General features: G+C 44.2%; 21 protein-coding genes, 1 rRNA gene and 1 riboswitch. Of the genes, 5 read left to right on the top strand and 17 right to left on the bottom strand.

All coding sequences use genetic code 11. The features are described from left to right. Positions 1–94, bottom strand: a 16S ribosomal RNA gene (locus tag F0232_RS22795); the annotation flags it as partial. A gap of 580 nt (positions 95–674) precedes the next feature. Here F0232_RS22795 and F0232_RS22790 point away from each other — a divergent pair. Then, positions 675–1127 carry an RNA-binding protein gene (locus F0232_RS22790; protein WP_102425826.1) on the top strand — a complete coding sequence of 151 codons (453 nt, stop codon included), beginning with the start codon at positions 675–677 and terminating at the stop codon, positions 1125–1127. Here F0232_RS22790 and murI read toward each other — a convergent pair. The 3 genes from murI to btuB are packed head-to-tail and all read right to left on the bottom strand — an operon-like array spanning position 1090 to position 4506. Beyond that, positions 1090–1896 carry a glutamate racemase gene (gene murI, locus F0232_RS22785; protein WP_205416605.1) on the bottom strand — a complete coding sequence of 269 codons (807 nt, stop codon included), beginning with the start codon at positions 1894–1896 and terminating at the stop codon, positions 1090–1092. The two genes, F0232_RS22790 and murI, sit on opposite strands and share 38 nt — an antisense overlap. Before the next feature lie 60 nt (positions 1897–1956). Beyond that, entirely contained in the window at positions 1957–2622 is a 666-nt protein-coding gene (locus F0232_RS22780; protein ID WP_105057896.1) for an ATPase, read from the bottom strand. Positions 2623–2670: 48 nt separating this feature from the next. Further along, a complete protein-coding gene (gene btuB / locus F0232_RS22775) occupies positions 2671–4506 on the bottom strand; it encodes a TonB-dependent vitamin B12 receptor (RefSeq protein ID WP_105057897.1) in 1836 nt (611 codons plus the stop codon). A gap of 39 nt (positions 4507–4545) precedes the next feature. Then, a riboswitch (cobalamin riboswitch) is annotated at positions 4546–4750 on the bottom strand. A 154-nt stretch (positions 4751–4904) separates the two neighbouring features. Between btuB and trmA the strand changes: the two genes are divergently transcribed. After that, positions 4905–6014 (top strand): tRNA (uridine(54)-C5)-methyltransferase TrmA, encoded by a 1110-nt coding sequence (gene trmA, locus F0232_RS22770; protein WP_061034228.1) that lies wholly within the window; start codon positions 4905–4907, stop codon positions 6012–6014. An 86-nt stretch (positions 6015–6100) separates the two neighbouring features. Here the strand turns inward: trmA and F0232_RS22765 are convergent, their stop codons facing one another. Both F0232_RS22765 and fabR read right to left on the bottom strand, forming a co-directional pair. Then, complete coding sequence (locus tag F0232_RS22765; RefSeq protein WP_004740556.1) at positions 6101–6472, bottom strand: YijD family membrane protein; 372 nt, start codon at positions 6470–6472, stop codon at positions 6101–6103. Beyond that, positions 6472–7113 carry an HTH-type transcriptional repressor FabR gene (fabR, locus tag F0232_RS22760; RefSeq protein WP_004740554.1) on the bottom strand — a complete coding sequence of 214 codons (642 nt, stop codon included), beginning with the start codon at positions 7111–7113 and terminating at the stop codon, positions 6472–6474. Before fabR ends, F0232_RS22765 begins: the two co-directional genes overlap by 1 nt. A 327-nt stretch (positions 7114–7440) precedes the next feature. On the opposite strand from fabR, the gene sthA reads away from it, so the two are divergent. Beyond that, positions 7441–8841: a Si-specific NAD(P)(+) transhydrogenase gene (sthA, locus tag F0232_RS22755; RefSeq protein ID WP_105057898.1), complete on the top strand. Its 1401-nt coding sequence runs from the start codon at positions 7441–7443 to the stop codon at positions 8839–8841. Positions 8842–9012: 171 nt separating this feature from the next. Here the strand turns inward: sthA and dinF are convergent, their stop codons facing one another. The 4 genes from dinF to F0232_RS22735 all read right to left on the bottom strand — a co-directional run bounded on the left by dinF (position 9013) and on the right by F0232_RS22735 (position 12541). Continuing rightward, a complete protein-coding gene (gene dinF / locus F0232_RS22750; RefSeq protein WP_171750977.1) occupies positions 9013–10368 on the bottom strand; it encodes an MATE family efflux transporter DinF in 1356 nt (451 codons plus the stop codon). 119 nt (positions 10369–10487) lie between these two features. Then, positions 10488–11366: a class I SAM-dependent methyltransferase gene (locus F0232_RS22745; protein WP_105057899.1), complete on the bottom strand. Its 879-nt coding sequence runs from the start codon at positions 11364–11366 to the stop codon at positions 10488–10490. A gap of 97 nt (positions 11367–11463) precedes the next feature. Further along, positions 11464–12084, bottom strand: coding sequence for a transcriptional repressor LexA (lexA, locus tag F0232_RS22740; protein ID WP_004740541.1), 621 nt, complete (start codon positions 12082–12084; stop codon positions 11464–11466). A gap of 94 nt (positions 12085–12178) precedes the next feature. Next, positions 12179–12541, bottom strand: coding sequence for a diacylglycerol kinase (locus tag F0232_RS22735; protein WP_061034231.1), 363 nt, complete (start codon positions 12539–12541; stop codon positions 12179–12181). Between the two features lie 221 nt (positions 12542–12762). Here F0232_RS22735 and plsB point away from each other — a divergent pair, with 221 nt between their 5' ends. After that, complete coding sequence (gene plsB / locus F0232_RS22730; protein WP_061034232.1) at positions 12763–15186, top strand: glycerol-3-phosphate 1-O-acyltransferase PlsB; 2424 nt, start codon at positions 12763–12765, stop codon at positions 15184–15186. 100 nt (positions 15187–15286) lie between these two features. On the opposite strand, the gene ubiA is transcribed toward plsB, so the two are convergent. Together ubiA and F0232_RS22720 are read right to left on the bottom strand one after the other, a co-directional pair. After that, entirely contained in the window at positions 15287–16141 is an 855-nt protein-coding gene (gene ubiA / locus F0232_RS22725; RefSeq protein ID WP_008224247.1) for a 4-hydroxybenzoate octaprenyltransferase, read from the bottom strand. After that, on the bottom strand, positions 16142–16681 hold the full coding sequence (locus F0232_RS22720; protein WP_162884274.1) for a chorismate lyase: 540 nt from the start codon (positions 16679–16681) through the stop codon (positions 16142–16144). Positions 16682–16842: 161 nt separating this feature from the next. On the opposite strand from F0232_RS22720, the gene F0232_RS22715 reads away from it, so the two are divergent. Beyond that, positions 16843–17250, top strand: coding sequence for a flagellar basal body-associated protein FliL (locus F0232_RS22715; protein WP_004740536.1), 408 nt, complete (start codon positions 16843–16845; stop codon positions 17248–17250). A gap of 72 nt (positions 17251–17322) precedes the next feature. Here the strand turns inward: F0232_RS22715 and glpG are convergent, their stop codons facing one another. The 5 genes from glpG to ftsE form a co-directional block, all read right to left on the bottom strand. Next, positions 17323–18165, bottom strand: coding sequence for a rhomboid family intramembrane serine protease GlpG (gene glpG / locus F0232_RS22710; RefSeq protein WP_105057900.1), 843 nt, complete (start codon positions 18163–18165; stop codon positions 17323–17325). A gap of 48 nt (positions 18166–18213) precedes the next feature. Further along, positions 18214–18534: a thiosulfate sulfurtransferase GlpE gene (gene glpE / locus F0232_RS22705; RefSeq protein ID WP_105057901.1), complete on the bottom strand. Its 321-nt coding sequence runs from the start codon at positions 18532–18534 to the stop codon at positions 18214–18216. Between the two features lie 425 nt (positions 18535–18959). Beyond that, positions 18960–19817, bottom strand: a complete 858-nt coding sequence (gene rpoH / locus F0232_RS22700; RefSeq protein WP_004740532.1) for an RNA polymerase sigma factor RpoH — start codon at positions 19815–19817, stop codon at positions 18960–18962. 177 nt (positions 19818–19994) lie between these two features. Beyond that, the gene (ftsX, locus tag F0232_RS22695; protein WP_105057902.1) at positions 19995–20963 is read right to left on the bottom strand and encodes a permease-like cell division protein FtsX; all 969 of its coding nucleotides are present in this window, start codon (positions 20961–20963) and stop codon (positions 19995–19997) included. Further along, positions 20953–21627 (bottom strand): cell division ATP-binding protein FtsE, encoded by a 675-nt coding sequence (ftsE, locus tag F0232_RS22690; protein WP_004740528.1) that lies wholly within the window; start codon positions 21625–21627, stop codon positions 20953–20955. The genes ftsX and ftsE overlap by 11 nt, the downstream gene beginning before the upstream one ends. Between the last annotated feature and the right edge of the window lie 24 nt (positions 21628–21651).

The following is a 21651-nucleotide window of genomic DNA, read 5'->3' as shown; positions in this document are numbered from 1 at the left end:
CCCCGAAGGTTCAGATAACTCGTTTCCGCTCGACTTGCATGTGTTAGGCCTGCCGCCAGCGTTCAATCTGAGCCATGATCAAACTCTTCAATTTAAGATTTTGTCGACTCAACGAATACTGACTTCAAAACTACTGTGTAATTTTAAAGCTATTACCATTCCAACAGAATGATAATGAATTGACTGTGCCGATAATAAATTATCGATTGGTCACTCAGTTCATTGAAATCAATTTGAAACCGAAGTTTCATTTTTTGATATTCATCAACGAGTGCCCACACAGATTGATAGGTTTAAATTGTTAAAGAGCGCTAGCGTTTTGTGATTAACATCTCAGTCGCTAGGGGTGCGTACTATACTCGCACCGTTTTTAGAGTCAAGGGTTATTTTCAAACTCTTTTTCTCTACCGATTTCGCTGTGTGACTTTCGTCTCACTCCGTGTCGGTGAGGCGGCATTATAGAGAGATTGAGAAGGAGCACAAGAGCTTTTTCAAATAAAAGTTTTGTTCGCCTAAAAAGCCACCAGATCCGCATTTTTCGAATAAAAACTAAACATTTGAGACGTATCACAGCAATACATTGGAAAAATGAAAGGCATGAACGTAAGATTCATGTGTCTATTTTGTTAATGGTAGATGCGTCTATTTCGTTTATTAATATGTAGTATTCCGATATGAACTCAAAAAAATCGATGTTGTTAATTGTCGCACTGGCTGTATTAGGCGGCATTGTTTTCTCTCAGGTAGATATATCGCCTGCAATTACCTTTATCCTTGGTGTCTTGGCTTCCGCTTTTGTTGTTAACTTTTCAAGCACCGACTCAAAATCAGATTCAGAACCTAAAGCTTCAACAAAAACGCTTTATGTGGGTAACCTTCCATACAAGGCGAACGAATCGCATGTTCGTGAATTATTCTCAGAACATGGTGAAGTGTTTGCAGTACGCTTAATGAAAGACAAGCGAACTGGTAAAAGAAGAGGCTTCGGATTTGTTGTTATGGCAAGTAATGATGTGAATCATGCAATCTCTGCCCTTAACGACAAAGATTACATGCAACGAACTTTAAAAGTACGTGTTGCGAATGATCCTAAGCATCCTGAAGCGGACGAATCTGAACAGAACTAAACCCTAACTGCTTCAACATACTATTTAGTGCACTTTCTTTCTTGGGAAGTGCACTACAAAAAACCTCTCTTACTCCCCCTTCTTCATGACCATCTTCTAAACCCAACAAATCTTGGACTCGTTTCGCTATCGCTTTACCCGAATCCACCAATGCCACACTTTCGCCTAATACTTGCTGAATCTCAGACTTTATCAGTGGGAAATGGGTACAGCCTAAAACAGCAACATCAATGGTATTAATCATCGGCTGAAGGATTTGCTTGAGCTCTTCTAAGTTGATTGCCTCTCCTCTGAGCTTATCTTCGGCCATATCCACCAGCCTCGTCGAGCCAAGAAGTTCAACCCTCTTATTAATTGAGAAGTTTTTGATCAGTTCGTGCGTGTATTCACGGGTAATGGTCGCCGGAGTAGCAATCAGCCCCACCGCTTTGTTTGCTAGCAAAGAAGCCGGCTTGATTGCCGGAACAACACCGACAATAGGGATAAGATTATTGGCTCTGAGTGTAGGTAAGACAATCGTGCTCGCTGTATTACAAGCTATCACTACGATATCTATCGCGTGACTAGCCACAAAACTGGCGACTATGCTCTGAACTCTTCTAATCAGAACCTGCTGATTGAGCTCACCATATGGGTAAGCTTCATTATCGAATACATAGATATAGTTATGATTAGGCAATAGCTGACTTATCTCTTTATAGACAGATAGCCCACCCACCCCTGAATCAAAGACCAATATGTTTTTTTGTAGACTATCCGACACGACGATTACCTATATGTAGTTTCGCAGCAATAATACCCCTTCACTTAGTTTTCGCCAATCTTCACGCTATAGAATACAAGCTCGATAACGTTGATGTACAAAACGCTCACCTTGCTCTATCGCTTCTAGTTCTATATCAAGCTTTCCTTTAAAGCATGGTGCAGAGGTCACTAAGGTATGGAATTCTCCATCTTCACCACACGGATCCACATGGTTAGGTAATCCCTCTATTAGTTCATTGGTATATTTCAACCCACAGTAGCTAATATCTAGTGCGTTGCTGTCTACTGTGACTAGAAAGGTTTCGATTTCTCTGTCTATTATCTCTCGAGCTAACGCCTTACTGCTCTCTCCCATGAGAGGGAACACACATTCCCAGCCAGCAGGTTCAATATAGCTTCTTCGGTAGTCGGCAATACCGTTACAAAACATGTCACCAAATGCCACGCTATCAATTGATAAGCCAGAATCTTTCAATGCAGAAACAATCGTACTTTGATAGACCTCATTACTTGGGAACACTTCCGGAAGCTCGATTGTGATAAGCGGCAAACCGATTAATTGCGCTTGCATGGCAACCACATCAATAGGAGTGACTTGGAAAGGAACTTCATCTCCAACATAGGTAGTATAGAGAGCAACAACTTCATACTCAGCACTCTCAAGCAAACGCTCTAGGGTTAAGGTGGAGTCTTTGCCTGATGACCAACTTATGACGACTTTCTTTTTCATTGATATACCCAATAATAAAAAACCGCCCGAGGGCGGTTTAGGTGTTAGTTAGAACTGGTAAGTAGCATTGACGTAATATGTACGCTCTGGCGATGGGTATCCACCAGCAGTTTCATACTCTTCGTCTGTTAAGTTATCTACTCGACCATTTAAGGTTAGGTTTTCATTCGCATAGTAGTTAACTGAAACATCGAACAAGCTATACGCGGCAAGATCTTCAGAGAAGTCAGGTCGCTCACCTACATATTGGTAACCTAGTGAAACATCAACCTCGTCGAAACTAGCCACTGCATTATACTTGTATATCTTCTTAGCTCGGCGTATTAGTTGCTCACCAGATTGATCTTCTGGGTCTTGAAAGTTAGCGCTCACTTGATGATTAATAAAGCTAGTATCAAATCCAACGACCATTTCCACACCACGCAGTTGGCTTTCGCCATCGGTATTGTAGTACTTGCTTGTTGCGTAGTTGTAATCAATTAGGTCTTCGACGTTCGTGTCATAGCCAGTAATCGACCAGTCAATACCCTTGATTAAGCCACCAAAGGTCAGCTCAAATGAATCTGCCTTTTCAGCTTCTAACTGTGCATTCCCGTAGTAGCTATATAGTTGATACAAGTTAGGTGCTTTGAAGGATGTACCATAAGCTGCTTTTACAACAAGCCACTCAGCATAACGATAGCCTAACCCTGTATTGTAAGTAGTTTCTGTACCAAACTGCTCATTGTCATCAACACGAAGACTCAATTCTCCGAACACTTTATCCGCATCTGCGTTTAATGCAGCGAAGTACGCAACATTCGTTCTGTCGTATTCAGTATTCGAAGGCTTAACAATATAAGCCTCATCACGCCAATCTACACCGCCACTAAGAGTCATTGCCGAAGTCAGTTTGTATGAATTCACCCATTGAACATTTAGCTGTTCAAGCTCATCAGATGTTGCTGACGCTGAGTTCTTGCCTAAAGCCTGTTCGTAGTTCCAGTTATCTTGATTCTGATAGTTAACTAGGAAATCAGACTTAAGTTCACTGCCACTATATTTAACACCAGCAGCAAAGGTAGAGTTCTGAACTTCTGCCTCTTTGTAAGAGTGGACAGGAGCTCCCGTTATATAGTCAACATACGAACCATCATATTGAGAGATAGTCTCAAACATGCGGAAGTTAGCAAAACCACTCCATTGCTGATCAAAGTTATGAACATAGCCAATAAGTGCATTGCGCGATTCAAAACCATGTCGGTCACCATCATTTATTCCCGACATAGGATGAACGTTGTATCCCTCATCGGAGTCATAGCCAACAGATACGTTTAAGTGACCATTTTCACCAACCTTAGTACCACTAACAAAGCTCAACTCTTCATAATCTAAGCTTCCGAGACCAGCACTTACTGCCGTTTTTTCATTGTCGGAATTTGCAACGGTAATAATGTTGATAACGCCACCGATAGCTTCAGAACCATACATAGCAGCACGGGCACCTCGAACGTATTCCACTCGATCGACAAATGTAATTGGTAATTGGCTAAAATCGACACCACCTTTTGCTGCTCGCGCAAAACGAATACCATCAATTAGAACAAGTACTTGATCAGAGTTAGCACCACGAACAAAGATCGAAGCTTGCTGACCTCGACCTCCATTTTGTGAAACCTGAATACCCGTCAATCGTCTAAACACATCTGTTAGAGACTTAGCTTGGATTCGATCGATATCTTGGCGTGTTACTACTTCAACTTGAGCGACAACACTTTCCGTGCTCTGCTCAAAACGGTTAGCCGTAACCACCATGGTTTCATCAGCAGATGCTTGTTGGGCGTGTAAATTGGAGATAGGTGAAAGCAGCGATGCTACAGCAACCGCTAAAAGGGATTTGTTCATGTTGTGATCCTAAATCGCGTAAATTCCTACCAAACCACATGTTATGGTTTAGCCGCTGGCAGGTATTCGGACTCAAGAGCACAACCTTATGGTTACCTGATATTCGACTTCCCACAAAAAGCTATTTGCAGTGTCTTATGAATACTCGTTCTCTTTTACCGCTGCGCGTCAGTTCTGGATTCACACCAGATTCCCTCTTCAGCCATCTATACATCTAAATGGCACCAGCTTGCCGAAGATAGTATTGACCTCTGAATCATTTGTCTAGTCTAAGATAGTTATAAGCTATAGTTTTCATGGCCTATTTACACTGATTGGCTCTCAACACTGGACAAGCGCCTGTGATTGAATAAAATCTGCGCTCTTGATTTAAAAGCACGACAGCAAAAGGCATAACAATGGCGAATTTAGATGTAAACCCGCAACGCTACCAAGAACAACTGGCAGAAAAGACTGAGCGTCTGACTGAAATGTTCTCAGAATATAATGTGCCTGAGCTGGAAGTGTACGAATCTCCAGAACAACACTACCGCATGCGTGCTGAGTTCCGCGTGTGGCATGAAGGTGACGATATGTATTACGTCATGTTCAATCAAGAAACTAAAGAAAAATACCGTGTAGACCAGTTCCCTGCTGCTAGCCGTCTTATCAATGACTTAATGCCTTTGTTAGTTGATGCAATGAAGGACAACCACTCTCTACGCCACAAGCTATTCCAAGTAGACTTCTTATCTACGCTTAGCGGTGAGATTTTGGTGTCTCTGCTTTACCACCGTCAACTAGGGGAGCAATGGATTCAAGATGCTAAAGCGCTAAAACAACAATTGAACGATGAAGGTTTCAACCTAAACCTGATTGGTCGTGCACGTAAGATGAAGATCGTATTAGACCGTGATTACGTTATTGAAAAGCTAGACGTAAATGGCGATAGCTACATCTACCAACAAGTAGAAAACAGCTTTACTCAACCAAACGGTAAAGTTGCTGAGAAAATGTTGGAGTGGGCCGTTGACTGTACTCAAGACAGTAAAGGCGATCTACTAGAGCTTTACTGTGGAAACGGTAACTTCTCATTAGCACTGGCACAAAACTTCGAGCGTGTATTAGCGACTGAGCTAGCGAAACCATCGGTTGAATCAGCGCAATACAACATTGCAGCCAATAAGATTGATAACGTTCAGATCATCCGTATGTCTGCGGAAGACTTTACGGTAGCGATGGAAGGCAAACGTGAGTTCCGCCGTCTGCAACAAGCAAACATCGATTTGAAGAGCTACAACTGCAACACTATTTTTGTTGATCCACCACGTTCAGGTATGGATGTAGATACTTGTAAGATGGTTCAAGGCTACGAGCGCATCATGTACATCTCTTGTAACCCTGAAACATTGAAAGAGAACCTAGATATCTTAAGCGAAACACACGATATTACTCGTTTTGCTCTATTCGACCAGTTCCCTTACACACACCACATGGAAGCTGGCGTATTCCTAGAGCGTAAAGCGTAATACTCGCTTTCCTAATCTAGGTAAAAGCCAAACTGTAGACACAAAAAAACGAGCCAATCGGCTCGTTTTTTTGTTTATAGGTTGGATTAAGCTGTCTTACCGATAAAGCCTAACTTCTTACCTACCCAAGCGAGCAGTAGCATTGCAACGATAATCGCGAAGAAGTTTGAACCCGCATCTGGGTGTTGTGCTTTCACAAACGCAGAGTGACCAAATGCGCCCACGAAGAAACACGCTAAACCAACTAGCGGGATATCTTCCGATACTGGGTTAGTGAGGTACTCTTGGTACAGTGCTTGTACAGCTAAAACTAAAGCAATCAGTGGGAAGATTGAGAAGCCCACTTCGCTCATTGTTACCCAAGATAAAAGTGCATCGCCACACACACCAGCAATCAGAGCCAGTACCAGTGTTTTTCTTTCTGAGCCACGGTTTACAGTATTATTTTCATTCGACATTATTCTATCCCGCCTTTTAATCGGTTACGTTCACGTTCTTTACGATACCAAAAAGCCCCTTTGGCCATCATTCGCAATTGCATGATCAAGCGCTCAGCCAGTTCGTCTCGCTGACGTCGATCTAAATCTAATGCTTCTGCCCCTGAGTTAAAGACCAATATGACCGAAGCTTCTGCTTGCGTAAAAGCTTCATCTCGTGTCATGCCAGTCGTGATTAGGTATTCGGTTAACTCAGCAGAAAAGTGCTGTATCTCACGAGCCACCGCTGTACGAAACTCAAATGAAGTTCCTGAGCGCTCTCGCAATAACAGTCTGAATACGTTAGGGCTGCTTTCAATGAACTCCATAAAGGTTTCAACCGATGTGCGAATAACACTGCCTTCTTTTACTATACGCTGCCTAGCTTGACGCATTAGCTGGCGCAGTAGTAAGCCCCCCTCATCTACCATGGTTAAGCCAAGCTCATCCATATCTTTGAAGTGACGATAAAAGGAAGTCGGTGCTATTCCAGCCTCACGAGCGACTTCTCTCAAGCTTAGGTTGGAAAAACTACGATCGGCACTGAGTTGGCTAAATGCTGCATCGATTAAGCTGCGACGAGTTTTTTCTTTTTGCTGTGCGCGAATGCCCATTGGTTTCATACTTTATCAATTTCTTCTTTTACAGCCTAAACAGGCATGTCTAATACTCTGTTCAATATAACGCGAATCACTTATTTTTATAAGATACTCCGGTTATATAAGACACCAAACACGCCTCTTTGTTCACGTACCGAAGTAAATACGTTCGCAGAAAAAATTTCAATATCCACACCGCCATTTGGAGACATACGACATACCAAAAATTATTTTTTCGCTAGCACTGCGTGATCCCGCCGACTCTCTGATGCCCTTTTCATGTACGCAAGAACAGAATCAGTTAAAATCCCGCTACAGCAATGTTAATCAAATATAACAAGGAAGATATCTATGCCACACTCCAACCACTTTGATGTAATCGTAATTGGTAGTGGCCCCGGAGGCGAAGGGGCAGCGATGGGATTAACCAAAGCCGGGTTGAACGTTGCAATCATTGAAAAAGAGAGCAGCGTTGGTGGTGGTTGTACCCACTGGGGAACCATTCCTTCGAAAGCTCTGCGTCATGCTGTAAGCCGTATTATCGAATTCAATAATAACCCTCTATTCTGTCAGAACAACAAAAGCATTCACTCGACATTTTCCAACATTCTCGGGCATGCGAAATCCGTTATCGATAAACAGACTCGACTGCGTCAAGGCTTCTACGATCGTAACCAATGTACGCTGGTGTTTGGTACAGCTCGTTTCATTGATACCAACACTATTTCGGTAATGCAAAGTGATGGTACCGAAGAGCATTACAGTGCCGACAAGTTTGTGATTGCGACAGGTTCTCGTCCATATCAACCAGACAACGTCGACTTTCTACATGAACGCATCTACGACAGCGACTCGATTCTTTCTCTTAAACATGACCCGCAACACATCATCATCTACGGTGCAGGTGTTATCGGCTGTGAGTACGCGTCGATCTTCCGTGGTTTGGGCGTAAAGACCGATCTCATTAATACACGAGACCGTCTGCTGTCATTCCTAGATAATGAAACCTCTGACGCACTTTCTTACCACTTCTGGAACAGCGGTGTGGTGATTCGTAACGATGAGACCTTTGAGAAAATCGAGGGCACTGACGATGGCGTTATCATTCACCTGGAGTCAGGCAAAAAGATGCGTGCTGACTGCTTGCTGTATGCCAATGGTCGAACCGGTAACACTGACAAACTGAATTTAGGCGCGGTTGGTCTAGAAGCGGACTCTCGTGGTCAAGTATCAGTGAATACCAATTACCAAACTAATGTTGACCATGTATACGCGGTCGGTGATGTGATTGGCTACCCTAGCCTAGCAAGTGCTGCTTATGACCAAGGTCGTTTTGTTGCACAAGCGATTGTTAAAGGTGAAGCGGAAGGTCACTTGATTGAAGATATCCCTACGGGAATCTATACCATTCCTGAAATCAGCTCCGTCGGTAAAACCGAGCAAGAGCTGACGGCAGCGAAAGTACCTTACGAAGTAGGACGCTCTTCATTCAAGCACTTAGCTCGCGCTCAAATCGCCGGTAAAGACATCGGCAGTTTGAAGATTCTGTTCCACCGTGAAACCAAAGAAATTCTAGGTATCCACGTATTTGGTGAGCGTGCCGCAGAAATCATTCATATCGGCCAGGCAATCATGGAGCAAAAAGGAGAAGCGAATACTATCGAGTACTTCGTTAATACCACCTTTAACTACCCTACAATGGCCGAGGCGTATCGTGTTGCCGCTCTTAACGGCCTTAACCGTTTGTTCTAAATAAAGAGCGAGTAGGAGTATTTGACCACCCATAGGCCAAATACATAAACAGCAAGCCATGAGCTTGCTGTTTTTATTTAAGGCATTGAAAAATATAACAACAAGAGTAATTAGATCATGATGTTCTAAATGCCACTTAATCTGTACACCCTCTATTTATACCCATTAGAACTAGGCGAGAAATTCGCCCTTCTTCCACTGCGACACAAATAACACACCAAGACCTATACCACGCATTGCCATAAAGCTGAGCATCGCAAGCCACAGAGCATGATTTTCTAAGCTAGCCGCTAGGAAGAAAATCGCAAAGAAGCTGCAGGTCGCGACAAACATACTATTACGCATGTCCTTGCCTTTAGTTGCGCCAACAAAAATCCCATCGAGTAAGAAGCACCACATTGAAACCAGTGGCATTGCGATCAACCAAGGCAGATACACCTCAGCTTGGCTTTTTACATCTGGGATGGTGGTGATCATATTAATTAGATTAGACCCAGCGATCGCGAACACTATGGTCAGAACCAAACAAATATTGAAGCTCCAAAACAAAGTACCTATCAACGACTGATTCAACTCATCTTTATCTTTCGCTCCTATCGCCTTACCCACCATGGCTTCCATCGCGTAGGCAAAACCATCCATTCCATAAGAGATGATCATCAAGAAACTCATCAATACCGCATTGGCTGCCACGACATCATCACCAAAGCTTGCTCCTTGAAAAGTCATGAAAGTAAACGTGGCTTGCAAGCACAAAGAGCGTAGGAAGATATCGCGATTCAGTTTTACGAAGCGGCTTAAACCTTGGCTGGTTTTCTTAATCAAAGCCCATGGTGATGGTAACTGTCTCTTTATCCAGATTCGATAAACGCAGATCAGTCCAAACGTTAGACCTGCATAGTCAGCCAATACCGATGCCAGTGCAGCACCTTCCACCTGCCAACCGAAACCAATCACAAAAACAACGTCCAACACGATATTGGTGATGTTAGTGATAATCACCATCCACATCGGCGCTTTAGCATTCTGAGTTCCAAGTAACCAACCCAAAATAACGAAATTCGTCAGTGCTGCAGGGGCACTCCATGCTCGAATGGAGAAATACTGTTGTCCATAATGCTTCACTTGATCACTGGCACTACTTGATGAAAAAACCAGGTCAGCCACTAGGCCATGTAACAGTAAGAAGACACCAGCAAACCCGAGAGCCATAGTCGCGCCCTGTACGAAGACCAAACCAAGCTGCTTGCCATCGTTTGCACCATACGATTGTGCGGCAAGGCCAGTTGTCGACATACGCAAGAAGCCAAGCAACCAAAAGGTCACACTGATCATGGTGCCACCTAACGCCACACCTCCTAGATACCAAGAATGCTCTAAGTGGCCGATAACAGCAGCATCAACTAAACCCAGTAGTGGAACGGTAATATTAGAAAGCACCATCGGGATCGCGAGCAACAGCACTTGTTTGTGCATTGCCTGATTAGATAGCGTTTGGAAAATGGTTTGGGGATTAAATAGCTTCACGATCACCTCTTTGATTAGAGGCGATAGTTTAACCTAGTGAGTGTGCTTTCACTATGTTGTGAAATTTTTGATTATTACTAATATGGCTTCGAGTATATGTAAATAGTGCTGCTCTAGCGCTACCACTTCACCAGCACCAATTGCGGTGTTAAACGCTTTTTAACCTGGGATATTTTGCACAATAGTCGCTGCCATAGTTTCCAACGATTGCATTGTTGTTCCAATGGCGAAAATGCTTTAACCCACTGCGCCCATGGTAGCCAATTAAGAATACTATCGACTGGGGAAGATAAGCCGTGTGCATAATCACCAGAACCGAGCTTTTTCCCTAAAGTACTTGAGCTCTTATCTCCTGCTAGCACAACACACGCATGCGCATGAGTAAAGTAACGGCTCAGCGATTGAATAAAGTGCGCGGTTTGCTGCTCATTGCAATCCAGCAGTGCATGTTCACACACCACCATTACCGAAGCTTGCTCTGGAATATTGAGTTCATCCAACCATGTTAGGTCATCTACTGAACCACACTCCAAACGGTAGCGTTCATTTTTGTGGAACAAACGTTGTCGCCAAAGTAGATTCTCGGTTACATCCAGCTCTACCCAGTGACAGCGGCCATTGTCTAATCGGTAAAAACGGGTGTCGAGCCCTGCTCCTACGTTAATAATCCAAGCATCAGGATTGTGAGATAGAAATTGCTGAACTTGAGAGTCACAAAGTTGAGTCAATGTCGCGTAGAGAAGTTGTTGTTGGTCGAGTTCGCCAGTAAGGCACTCAGGTGCTAGCTGGCAACGCTTACAAGCTTGAGCTGCAATAGGGTCATAGACTAGGCCATCATCGGCAAGGCTTTCTCGGCTGCGAAACCAAAGGTGTTGAACGAGGTTTGTCGGAACTTGAAGTTCTTGGTGTGTAGATGCTTGATCAGCGGAAACCTTTTGATCAGAGGAGCGCGGCTTAGCTGTAAGCGGCTTTATTTGAGGCTTGGTTTGGATTGGCATCATCATCTTCCTTGTATCTCGACAAAGAAGATGATAATGAATATCAATTACAATAACAAGTTATTGAGAATAAATATCAATAAGATGTTTGTACTGATTACATCCAGTCCGTGTTGCGAATGATACCAACAGCAAGACCTTCAATAGACAAGTGCTGAGATTCTAGATCGACACGGATTGGAGAAAACTCTTCGTTTTCAGCATGTAACAGCACTGTCGAACCTTTGCGTTCTAGGCGTTTTACCGTTACATCATCATCAACACGAGCAACCACAACCTGACCGTCGCGGACGTCTTGTGTTTTGTGAACAGCAAGCAGATCGCCATCCATAATACCGATGTCTTTCATACTTTCGCCATTTACACGAAGTAAGAAGTCAGCTTGAGGTTTGAACATGCCTGGGTCAACTTGGTAATGCATTTCTACATGTTCTTGAGCCAAAATAGGCTCACCTGCGGCAACCTGACCGATCAAAGGCAGACCTTGCTCTTCGTTCGCTGCATCTTCAAGCAAAATACGAATACCACGAGACGCACCCGGGATAATCTCAATCGCCTCTTTACGAGCAAGAGCTTTCAAATGTTCTTCTGCAGCATTTGCAGAACGGAAGCCTAATTCACGGGCAATTTCTGCGCGTGTCGGTGGCATACCGGAATCTTCAATCTTACCTTTGATAAGGTCAAAGACTTGTTGTTGGCGGGGCGTTAACGGCTTCATGATTCACCTGTCTTTTTATACAGTTGACTGTGAGTATATCCAGTAACTGGACAAAAGCAAAGCAATTGGTTGTTTTTAGTTCATTTTTCGCTAATTACAAAACCAAGATCTCGAACCACACATAAGCCGCAAGCGCTAAACAGATGAAAACGGCTGCCGAACCGACATCTTTCGCCATTCCCGAAAGTTCATGATGTTCACTACCAATACGATCAACAACTGCTTCAATTGCAGTATTGATAAGCTCAACCACCATTACCAGCACGACCGATGACACCATTAAGATTCGCTCGACCTGGCTTACATCTAAGTAAAATGCTAACGGAATAAGAACCGTAGCCATAAAGACTTCTTGTCGAAATGCTGCCTCGTTTTTAAACGAACTTGTGATGCCTTGCCATGAAAAGCCTGCTGCTTTCACGATGCGTTTTAATCCGGTGTTTGATTTTTTGGTCATTTTTAACCCTATACTCAATCAGTCGATGAATGATTTTCCACAAACTTAACGGCAATATGACTATTTCCATTAAAAGGTTAGACCAGTTTCTGGTATTCTTGCATCGATTAAATTTACGCCTAGGCTTATCCCTATTTTACTTGAAGGATTTACCCTTTCTCATCATAGAAATAGAGATACGCTTAAGCACATTGAAATAACTATTGAGGCTGTGAACCTATATGTCTTCTGGACAATCTTTTTCACGTTCATTAATGAAATTACCTTTATCCGTATTGGTAAAAGGCACATCAATCCCTTCGAATCCAGTTGAAGATTTGCAGATTGATTTAGGCAAACCAATTGTATACGCCTTGCCGTTTCGCTCAAGCGTCGACCTGCTTACACTACAAAAGCATGCGCTAGAACTGGGATTACCGGATCCGCTAAGCAAGCTTGAAATAAGTGGTAAGTCACTGCCACGCTACGTTTTTATCTCTTCACGCAAAACTCTGTTGCAAGACGATGATTACGTACCAGCCTCTTCTATTGAAGTCTTCTCTGAGCTACTTGCATTGCATGCAGACGACTCAGAGCTGGATGTGCAAGTTATCCCTGCAACCGTATTGTGGGGCCGTAAGCCTGGTAAAGAGAATAACCAGAAGCCTTACCTACAAGCAATGAACGGCTTAGAAAAATCGAAAGCTGTACTACTCGCAGGCCGCGACTGCCTAGTGCGCTTCAGCCCTGTAGTATCTCTGCGTTACATGGCGAATTCACACGGTACCGACAGCACCATCGCACACAAACTAGCGCGTGTGGCTCGAATCCACTTCTCTCGTCAAAAACTGGCAGCATCTGGCCCTAACCTGCCAAGCCGTCAAGCATTGTTCGATCGCCTACTAAAATCAGAAGCGATCAAGAAGGCGATTGAAGACGAAGCGAAGTCAAAGAACATCTCCATCGAGAAAGCGAGCAAAGAGGCTCAAGACATCATGGATGAGATCGCAGCAAACTTCTCTTACTCACTGATCAAACGTGGCGAGAAGATTCTAGGTTGGTTGTGGAACAAGCTTTACCAAGGCCTACATATTAGCAACGCTTCAACCGTTCGTAAGCTGGCACAAGATGGTCACGAGATTGTTTATGTCCCTTGTCACCGCAGCCATATGGACTACTTACTGTTGTCTTACGTGCTTTACCATGAAGGTATGGTGCCTCCGCATATCGCTGCCGGTATCAACTTGAATTTCTTCCCTGCCGGCCCGATTTTCCGTCACGGTGGTGCGTTCTTCATTCGCCGTAGCTTTAAAGGTAATAAGCTGTACTCAACGATCTTCCGTGAATACCTCGCAGAGCTGTTCGCTAAAGGTTACTCGGTAGAGTACTTTAGTGAAGGTGGCCGTTCTCGCACCGGTCGTCTGTTACAAGCGAAAACCGGTATGTTAGCGATGACCATTCAGGCAATGCTGCGCGGCATGAACCGCCCAGTAACGCTCGTGCCTGTTTACATCGGCTACGAGCACGTAATGGAAGTGGCGACTTACGCGAAAGAACTACGTGGTAAGCGTAAAGAGAAAGAAAACGCGAGCCTAGTAATTCGTACTATCCGTAAGCTACGTAACTTTGGTAAAGGCTACGTGAACTTCGGTGAGCCGATTCAACTTAACCAATACCTAAATGAACACTCTCCAGAGTGGACGAAAGACATCGACCCAATGGGTACCAGCAAGCCACAATGGATGACACCTGTGGTTAATGACTTGGCAACCAAGATGATGACACACATCAACGATGCGGCAGCGACCAACGCACTGACACTATGTGCAACCGCTCTGCTTGCCTCACGTCAGCGTGCATTGTCTCGTGACTCTCTGGTTTCTCAGATCAATTGCTACCTGTCTCTACTTAACAATGTGCCTTACTCAGACACATTTACGGTACCGAAAGACAGCGCGGAAGAGTTAGTGAAACATGCAGAATCTCTGAACAAGTTCTTAATTGAGTCAGACTCAATGGGTGACATCATTTCACTAGACCGTCACCAGTCTATTCTGATGACTTACTACCGCAACAACATCATTCACTTGTTTGCTCTGCCATCGTTAATTGCTCAGATGACCATTCGTCAGCACGGCCTAACGATCGATGCGATTCAACAGAACGTAGCGGCAATCTACCCGTTCTTGAAGAAAGAGCTGTTCCTAAGCTACGACGAAGATCAGCTAGAGACTGTAGTTGCAAACATCATCGATGAATTGGTTAGCCAAGGTATGCTTGTTGTGTCTGACAACCAAGTCACCATTAACCAGTCAAACAGCCAAGCACTGATGCTACTAGGTCGCACGATCTCAGAAACACTTCAGCGTTACTCGATTGCTCTGAACCTATTGGCAGAGAATCCGGAGCTGGATAAATCTGACCTTGAGCAGAAGAGTCAAGACATCGCACAACGTCTAGGTCGCCTTCAAGGCATCAACGCACCTGAGTTCTTCGATAAAGGCGTGTTTGCTTCGATGTTTGCTACGCTTAAGCAGCAGCAATATCTGGATAACGACGGTAATTGCGATTTAGAGAAGACTCAGCAGTTCGCTAAACTTCTGTACTCAATGCTTTACCCAGAAGTTCGTTTGACGATTCAAGAGAGCATCCACCAAGCAGAATAGTTTGTTGGCTCGCTAGCTTTAAGCGCTAAACTGAAAACGTTCAAAAAAGGCACCCACTGTGGGTGCCTTTTTATTTGCGCTCTTGTTATCAAACCATCGCTTACCAAAAAGTGATGAACAAGCCGATGGTGACGGCCATTCCCACATAGTTGTTATTAAGGAAGGCTTGAAAACACAAATCTCGATCGCGATGACGCATCAGGTGTTGTTGATAAACAAACAAACCACCTGCTACCAACAGTGCCCAGTAGAAAGTATCACCTAGGTGGTAATGCATGCCTAACGCAATCAACATCGCTAAAGTCACTAACTGTAGTGAGCCAACAATCAGTTTGTCAAAACGGCCAAATAAAATCGCCGTCGATTTAATACCAATCTTCAGGTCGTCATCTCGATCAACCATCGCATATTGCGTGTCATAAGCGATTGTCCACAGTGCGTTAATCACGAATATAAACCACACAATGCTTGGTAGCTCATTGGTTTGCGCAGCCCATGCCATTGGAATCGCCCAGCTAAACGCCAAACCAAGGAACAACTGTGGAAGATGCGTAAAACGCTTCATGAAAGGGTAAATGAACGCTAGGCCCACCCCAATGAAAGAGAGCTTAATGGTCAGCGGATTCATAGTCAGTACTAACAAGAATGAAATCACGGCTAGCACTAAAAAAAGGATAACGGCTTCTTTACTCGACACCAAACCTGACGGCAGTGGACGCTGCTTGGTACGCTTTACATGACCATCCACCTTACGGTCAGCAAAATCATTAATCACGCAGCCTGCTGAGCGCATTAGTACAACACCCAACACAAATACGACCAAGACATCCAAATCTGGCATACCTTGTGCGGCGATAATCAACGACCATAACGTAGGCCAAAGGAGTAACAAGGTACCAATCGGGCGATTCATTCGCGTTAATTGCCAGTACGCTTTCGCTTTGGTGGCAAGCATTTACACACTCTCCTTAGAGTAAATGGGTGATGTTGGTAAAAACAGTTCTGCTACAAGCATCGGTTTATGGTTCATCCATAATCGAGAGCGGCGTGCGAGTAATCGTTCGTCGCCAGCGATAACCCAACCGACTTGCAGCGCGTCTCGCTCGACGTTCTCCGCACTAAAAACGGTCAACCCTAACGGGACATTACCTTGTTGAGAAAGGTCTGAATGCTGATCTTCTAATGTCACTCGAGGAATTAAGGTTCGGCCTAATACCCATGGTTCATCATCCCCATTCAAAATTACTTTGCGAAGTAAGCAATCAGACGATGATAAAAGGTGCTGCTCATCTTGTTGCACAATTGAGCGTTCTACAACTTGATTGTGAAGCAACTCCACAGACAGATGTTGGCAACACTTACCCAACTTACGGGAAAGAGAACCTTGCTCCATCAGCCACTCTTTGGTGGTTTCATTAGGAAAATCAAATGTTTCTGTACTTTGCCAATCTACATTCATTAAAGAATTAAGATACAGCGATATTGGCTGATTCATACTAGTATTCAATAGGTGACTTTACACGTACAATAAAGCTTCAACTTTCGAACAAAATTAAAGCGTCTTCGAATTGTAAACGTATTTAGATTTAGACCGTTCATTGTAACAAGACTAATGCGTTTCGAATATCGCGAATAAACTAAAGAAAAGTCACAAATATGCACAAACGTTATGTAGCCCAAATATTTCTTGCGATTACTCTACTCTTTTCAGCATCAAGTTTCGCAGAAGAGGAATCGGAACCTAAACTAGCCTACTTCACGCTAGAACCAGACCTGACCACCAATTTTTACACTAAAGGTAAAAAACTGGGCTACATTCAAGTTCGTCTCGATATCATGGTGGCGAATAGCAAAGATTTAGCAACCATCGAGCATCACCAACCATTGATTCGTGATGCAGTAATCGAGCTATTAGGCAAACAAAACGAAGAGACGATTAAATCACTGTCCGGTCGTGAAGATTTAAGAAAAACGTTAGTTGAGCATCTCAACAAGATTTTACTTCCAGAGACGGGCAAAACCCTGATTGCGGATTTGCTGTTTACCAAATACCTCTATCAGTAACAGCGGGTATAAAACGAATCTAAAAAAAGCGGCTCATTTGGCCGCTTTTTTTGTTTCTATCGATGCTAGGAACTAACTTCTTGCCGATTTCGGCGCTTTCATTGAATCAACGAAACCGATAATCACGCCCGCCGCTAGACCCGCTAGGTGAGCGGTATTGGCGATCGCCATAAATGGCTGCATGTACCCAAGTGCCAACCACACCAGCATAAAGCCAACGATCTGTCTTGGGATTCCCAAACCAAGTTGCGGTGCTTTTGCGCCCACCACCCACAGGTAGCCAACCAGGGCATACACAACACCAGATAAGCCACCGAAGTTGGCCCCTTCAACCCAGTATTGCCCAGCTCCCGACAACGCCGAAGAGACTGCAAAGATCTGAAGTAGCTTAAGACCACCTAACTTTTTCTCAATATCTCCACCCAGTTGCCACCACCACAAAATATTGAAAGCGATGTGCATAACCGAGAAATGAAGCACGGCATGACTCAACCAACGCCACAATTGCCACTGCTGTCCGTCCACCGCAGGGAAGTGCAACGCATTGAAAATCGCTTGGCCAAAACCGATCTGCTGAAGTGCAAAAATCACCACGCACACCAACATGATGCTAAGTGTCACAGGGCCGGCCTTGGCTTTTATCATCCCCATGAAGCTAGGCGTGTGATAATGGAAGTGACTCTTTCTAGTCTCAGCCATATCCCAAGAGGCCGCTTGGTAGCGTTTATGATTGGGTTCCGACAAGAAGCGGTTGAGCTCCGCTTCTGTTTCAACTTGAAACTGGCCATCAAGCAGCCAAAGCGCAAAGCGCCCTTCTCCCTCAGGTGACATCTGAATAGGGATCTGGCGAGAAGCCATGTAATCAATAAATGCTTGAGCAAGACGTGGATTGTCTAACACCATCAGTCTAATCATTGTTATTTCCTATTCATGCTATGAGAGATGTTTAAGCGATAAAGGTCATTAGCCAGCACTCACAGGAAGTTCAGCACGGTGCCATGCTTCGAAGCCACCATCAACACTATATACCTCTTCAAAACCTTGGTTCACTAAATATTGTGCCGCACCTTGGCTACTAATGCCGTGGTAACACATTACCAAAATAGGTTGTTCAAACTCCACCTCATCCATAAACGAGACCATAGTGTCATTTGTTAGGTGATAAGCGGTTTTTGAGTGAGCAACCGCGAAAGATTGCGGGTCGCGGATATCAACAAGTCGAGCTTGGCCTTGTTCAATAAGGGCCTGAGCACCTTGCACGTCGATATGTTTAAACTGGTCCATGACTTTCTCTTTTTATACTGATTTACTTTGCTGCCATTGTAACCTATCCCAAGGCTAACAATCACATCCACTTAATAAGGTTATCCACCAGCGATCACTTTTACACCATTTGTGGATAAATCTGTGAATTGCGTGAATAAAGTGCCTTTGAAAAAATAGATCCACAACATGTAGTGATGATCCTGATCTAACTGTGGGTTAACTAAAACATATCCCCACTCAAAAAACACGCTCAAAGCCTTACTACACCCTGCTTTTAGACAGCTGACGAATAAACTTGTCACAGAGTTATCCACAAAATCATTTTGCAAATTACGATCGCAAAAGTTGAGAATTCGATCCAAAACAAAAAGGCCGAGATCTCTCGATCTCGGCCTTTTCAAAATTCAGTTTTTTGCTAGCTACTATTTAGAAACTAAGTGCTATTAGAAATCGCCAACGGCTTGTTTCAATTTCTTCATCGCATTCTTTTCTAACTGGCGAACACGCTCTGCTGAGATACTGTAGGTATCCGCTAAGTCTTGTAGTGTTGCTTTATTGTCATCTAACCAACGTGAGCGAACAATGTGTTGGCTACGCTCATCTAGGCTTGCTAGTGCTAGACCTAAACGGTTATTGGTGTGAGACTCCCAGTTAGATGCTTCAACCGTTTCAGCAACGTCTGACGCTTTATCTTCTAGGTAGTAAACCGGAGCTGTGTAAGCAGAACCGCCGTCATCGTCATCCATTGGTGCTTCAAACGTTGCGTCTTGCGCTGCCAAGCGAGATTCCATCTCACGAACTTCAGAGGGCTCAACACCCAGTTCACGAGCGACTGTCTCAACTTCACCGTTATTAAACCAACCTAAACGCTTTTTAGATTTACGAAGGTTAAAGAACAGTTTGCGCTGTGCCTTAGTTGTCGCAATCTTAACGATACGCCAGTTACGCAGAACGTACTCATGAATCTCAGCTTTGATCCAGTGAACTGCGAAAGAAACCAATCGAACGCCAACCTCTGGGTTGAAACGCTTAACGGCTTTCATTAGACCGATGTTACCTTCTTGAACGAGATCAGCCATAGGCAGCCCGTAGCCAGAGTAACCTCTTGCAACGTGCACCACGAATCGTAGGTGTGAAAGGATCAAGCCTTTCGCAGCGTCGATCTCACCTTTGTAATGTAATCGCTCTGCAAGTCCACGTTCCTCTTCAGGCGTCAGCATTGGGTAGCTGTTCGCTGAGCGGATATAGCTGTCTAAACTATCTTGTGTGACTAAAGCCATTTGATACGCTTGGTTTGCCATTCGGTTCCTCATCAATCTCTGATCTGGAGTAGTACATCTATTAAAACCCAACAATCTTGAACCTAAAATGAACAGGTTTCAAGAAGGGGGAAGTAATTATGCATAATCAATTCGTCTATACAAGGCAAAAACTGGTTAAGAAGTGCCTATTTTTCGTCTAAATATGACTCTATTCACCTAAACAGGTTCAATTTCTTTTAGGTGACGCTGTGCAGAAAGCTTCGCAGCCACACTACCCAGCAGGGTTCCAACGATCAAAAGCAGTAATGATTCATCCCAGCTTAGGCCAATTAAGCGGAAGTGGCTGTCGTAAAGCTGAGCCAAGTCATCCACTGCGCTGTTCAGTAACACGGTAATTAATGCCGTCATTACCCATGCGCTAATCGAACCTAATACGCCGAACCACATACCTGAATATAGATATGGTCGAAGAATGTAGCTGTCGGTGGCACCAATCAGCTTCATGGTTTGAATCTCTTCCTTATGCGCCAACACATTAAATCGTAATGTGTTGCCGATAATCAAAAACACAGCGCCCAACATCAATACCGTTAGGGTAATGACGATGACAGCGGCTAGCGCTTTAATCGCGTCTAATCTTGCTAACCAATCTTCGTCTAAACGAACATCAGTCACTAATTCTTGTTTTTTAACTTGGCCTGCCAGCTCTTTGATTTGAGCATCGCTTTGTACGCTTGGTGTTATCACCAACACACCTGGCAGTGAATAGTCGTCGAGAATAGTTAGGGCATCATCAAAGCCAGAATACTGGCTGAGGTCAGCAAGCCCTTGTTGAGGTGAAATGTACTCCACCAGCTCAACTTGCTCCCAACTCTCGATTTCATCCTTAAGCACCATCACTCGAGGCTCAGGAATGCCATCCTCTACATAAGCACTAATTTGTGACGGGCTGGTGACATCTTTTGCCACTTCACCTACGTTTTTCCCTAGTAGGTACAAACACGCAGGCATTGCTAAAGCCATAGAAATAACCGCAAGCGTCAGTAAGTTACCTAACGGACGTTGCCACATCTGCGAGAACGATGACTTAGCTTGCTTCCAATGCACCACGAAGAAACCGTCACTTGAAGTGCGGTTTGTAGCGCGATTAGATTGAGGTTTTTTGATGCGCTTATTAGCGGCCATAGTCTTCAACCTCACTCAAAAAGCCTTGGTTTAATTCAAGATGACGGTATTGAGGGCGAGTGTTCACTAACCCAATATCGTGCGTCGCTAGGATGATCGTCACACCGGCACGGTTAAACTCTTCAAACAGTCGCAATACGCGGTTAGATAATTCCGGGTCTAGGTTACCCGTAGGCTCATCCGCAAGCAGCAGGGTTGGGCGGTTGACCACAGCACGGGCAATGCCCACTCGTTGCTGTTCACCACCAGAAAGCTGGCTTGGCAAACAGCGTGCTTTATCTAATAAGCCAGTCTTGTCCAACGCAGCACTGACTCGGCGCTTTATTTCATTTTCAGAAATAGATTCGATACGCATAGGCAGAGCAACGTTATCGAAGATAGAGCGATCCATCAGCAGACGATGGTCTTGAAAGACAATCCCAATATTACGACGTAAGAATGGGATGTCTTTAGCAGGAATACGAGTGATATCGTGATCGTTGAACCAGACACGCCCATCAGTCGGGCGCTCAATCGCGCAAATCAACTTCAGCAAGGTACTTTTACCTGCACCGGAATGCCCGCCTAAAAATGCCATCTCTCCACGTTTGAGATGGAAATCCACTTTTTGGAGTGCTTGGCGTCCGCCTCGGTAGGCTTTGCTCACTTGCTGAAATTTGATCACCGAAAATTCCTCTTACGATCACTA

It is taken from the genome of Vibrio sp. T3Y01 (assembly GCF_013114525.1).
GTDB lineage: Bacteria > Pseudomonadota > Gammaproteobacteria > Enterobacterales > Vibrionaceae > Vibrio > Vibrio chagasii_B.
Note: the sequence above shows the minus strand (reverse complement) of the source record. Positions and strands in the feature narration are given on the sequence as shown.

Excerpts from the sequence above, each read along its gene's own strand:
- F0232_RS22790 (WP_102425826.1), top strand. The coding sequence starts at position 675 with ATGAACTCAAAAAAATCGATGTTGTTAATTGTCGCACTGGCTGTATTA.
- F0232_RS22780 (WP_105057896.1), bottom strand. The coding sequence starts at position 2,622 with ATGAAAAAGAAAGTCGTCATAAGTTGGTCATCAGGCAAAGACTCCACC.
- btuB (WP_105057897.1), bottom strand. The coding sequence starts at position 4,506 with ATGAACAAATCCCTTTTAGCGGTTGCTGTAGCATCGCTGCTTTCACCT.
- trmA (WP_061034228.1), top strand. The coding sequence starts at position 4,905 with ATGGCGAATTTAGATGTAAACCCGCAACGCTACCAAGAACAACTGGCA.
- F0232_RS22765 (WP_004740556.1), bottom strand. The coding sequence starts at position 6,472 with ATGTCGAATGAAAATAATACTGTAAACCGTGGCTCAGAAAGAAAAACA.
- fabR (WP_004740554.1), bottom strand. The coding sequence starts at position 7,113 with ATGAAACCAATGGGCATTCGCGCACAGCAAAAAGAAAAAACTCGTCGC.
- sthA (WP_105057898.1), top strand. The coding sequence starts at position 7,441 with ATGCCACACTCCAACCACTTTGATGTAATCGTAATTGGTAGTGGCCCC.
- F0232_RS22745 (WP_105057899.1), bottom strand. The coding sequence starts at position 11,366 with ATGCCAATCCAAACCAAGCCTCAAATAAAGCCGCTTACAGCTAAGCCG.
- lexA (WP_004740541.1), bottom strand. The coding sequence starts at position 12,084 with ATGAAGCCGTTAACGCCCCGCCAACAACAAGTCTTTGACCTTATCAAA.
- F0232_RS22735 (WP_061034231.1), bottom strand. The coding sequence starts at position 12,541 with ATGACCAAAAAATCAAACACCGGATTAAAACGCATCGTGAAAGCAGCA.
- plsB (WP_061034232.1), top strand. The coding sequence starts at position 12,763 with ATGTCTTCTGGACAATCTTTTTCACGTTCATTAATGAAATTACCTTTA.
- ubiA (WP_008224247.1), bottom strand. The coding sequence starts at position 16,141 with ATGCTTGCCACCAAAGCGAAAGCGTACTGGCAATTAACGCGAATGAAT.
- F0232_RS22720 (WP_162884274.1), bottom strand. The coding sequence starts at position 16,681 with ATGAATCAGCCAATATCGCTGTATCTTAATTCTTTAATGAATGTAGAT.
- F0232_RS22715 (WP_004740536.1), top strand. The coding sequence starts at position 16,843 with ATGCACAAACGTTATGTAGCCCAAATATTTCTTGCGATTACTCTACTC.
- glpG (WP_105057900.1), bottom strand. The coding sequence starts at position 18,165 with ATGATTAGACTGATGGTGTTAGACAATCCACGTCTTGCTCAAGCATTT.
- glpE (WP_105057901.1), bottom strand. The coding sequence starts at position 18,534 with ATGGACCAGTTTAAACATATCGACGTGCAAGGTGCTCAGGCCCTTATT.
- rpoH (WP_004740532.1), bottom strand. The coding sequence starts at position 19,817 with ATGGCAAACCAAGCGTATCAAATGGCTTTAGTCACACAAGATAGTTTA.
- ftsX (WP_105057902.1), bottom strand. The coding sequence starts at position 20,963 with ATGGCCGCTAATAAGCGCATCAAAAAACCTCAATCTAATCGCGCTACA.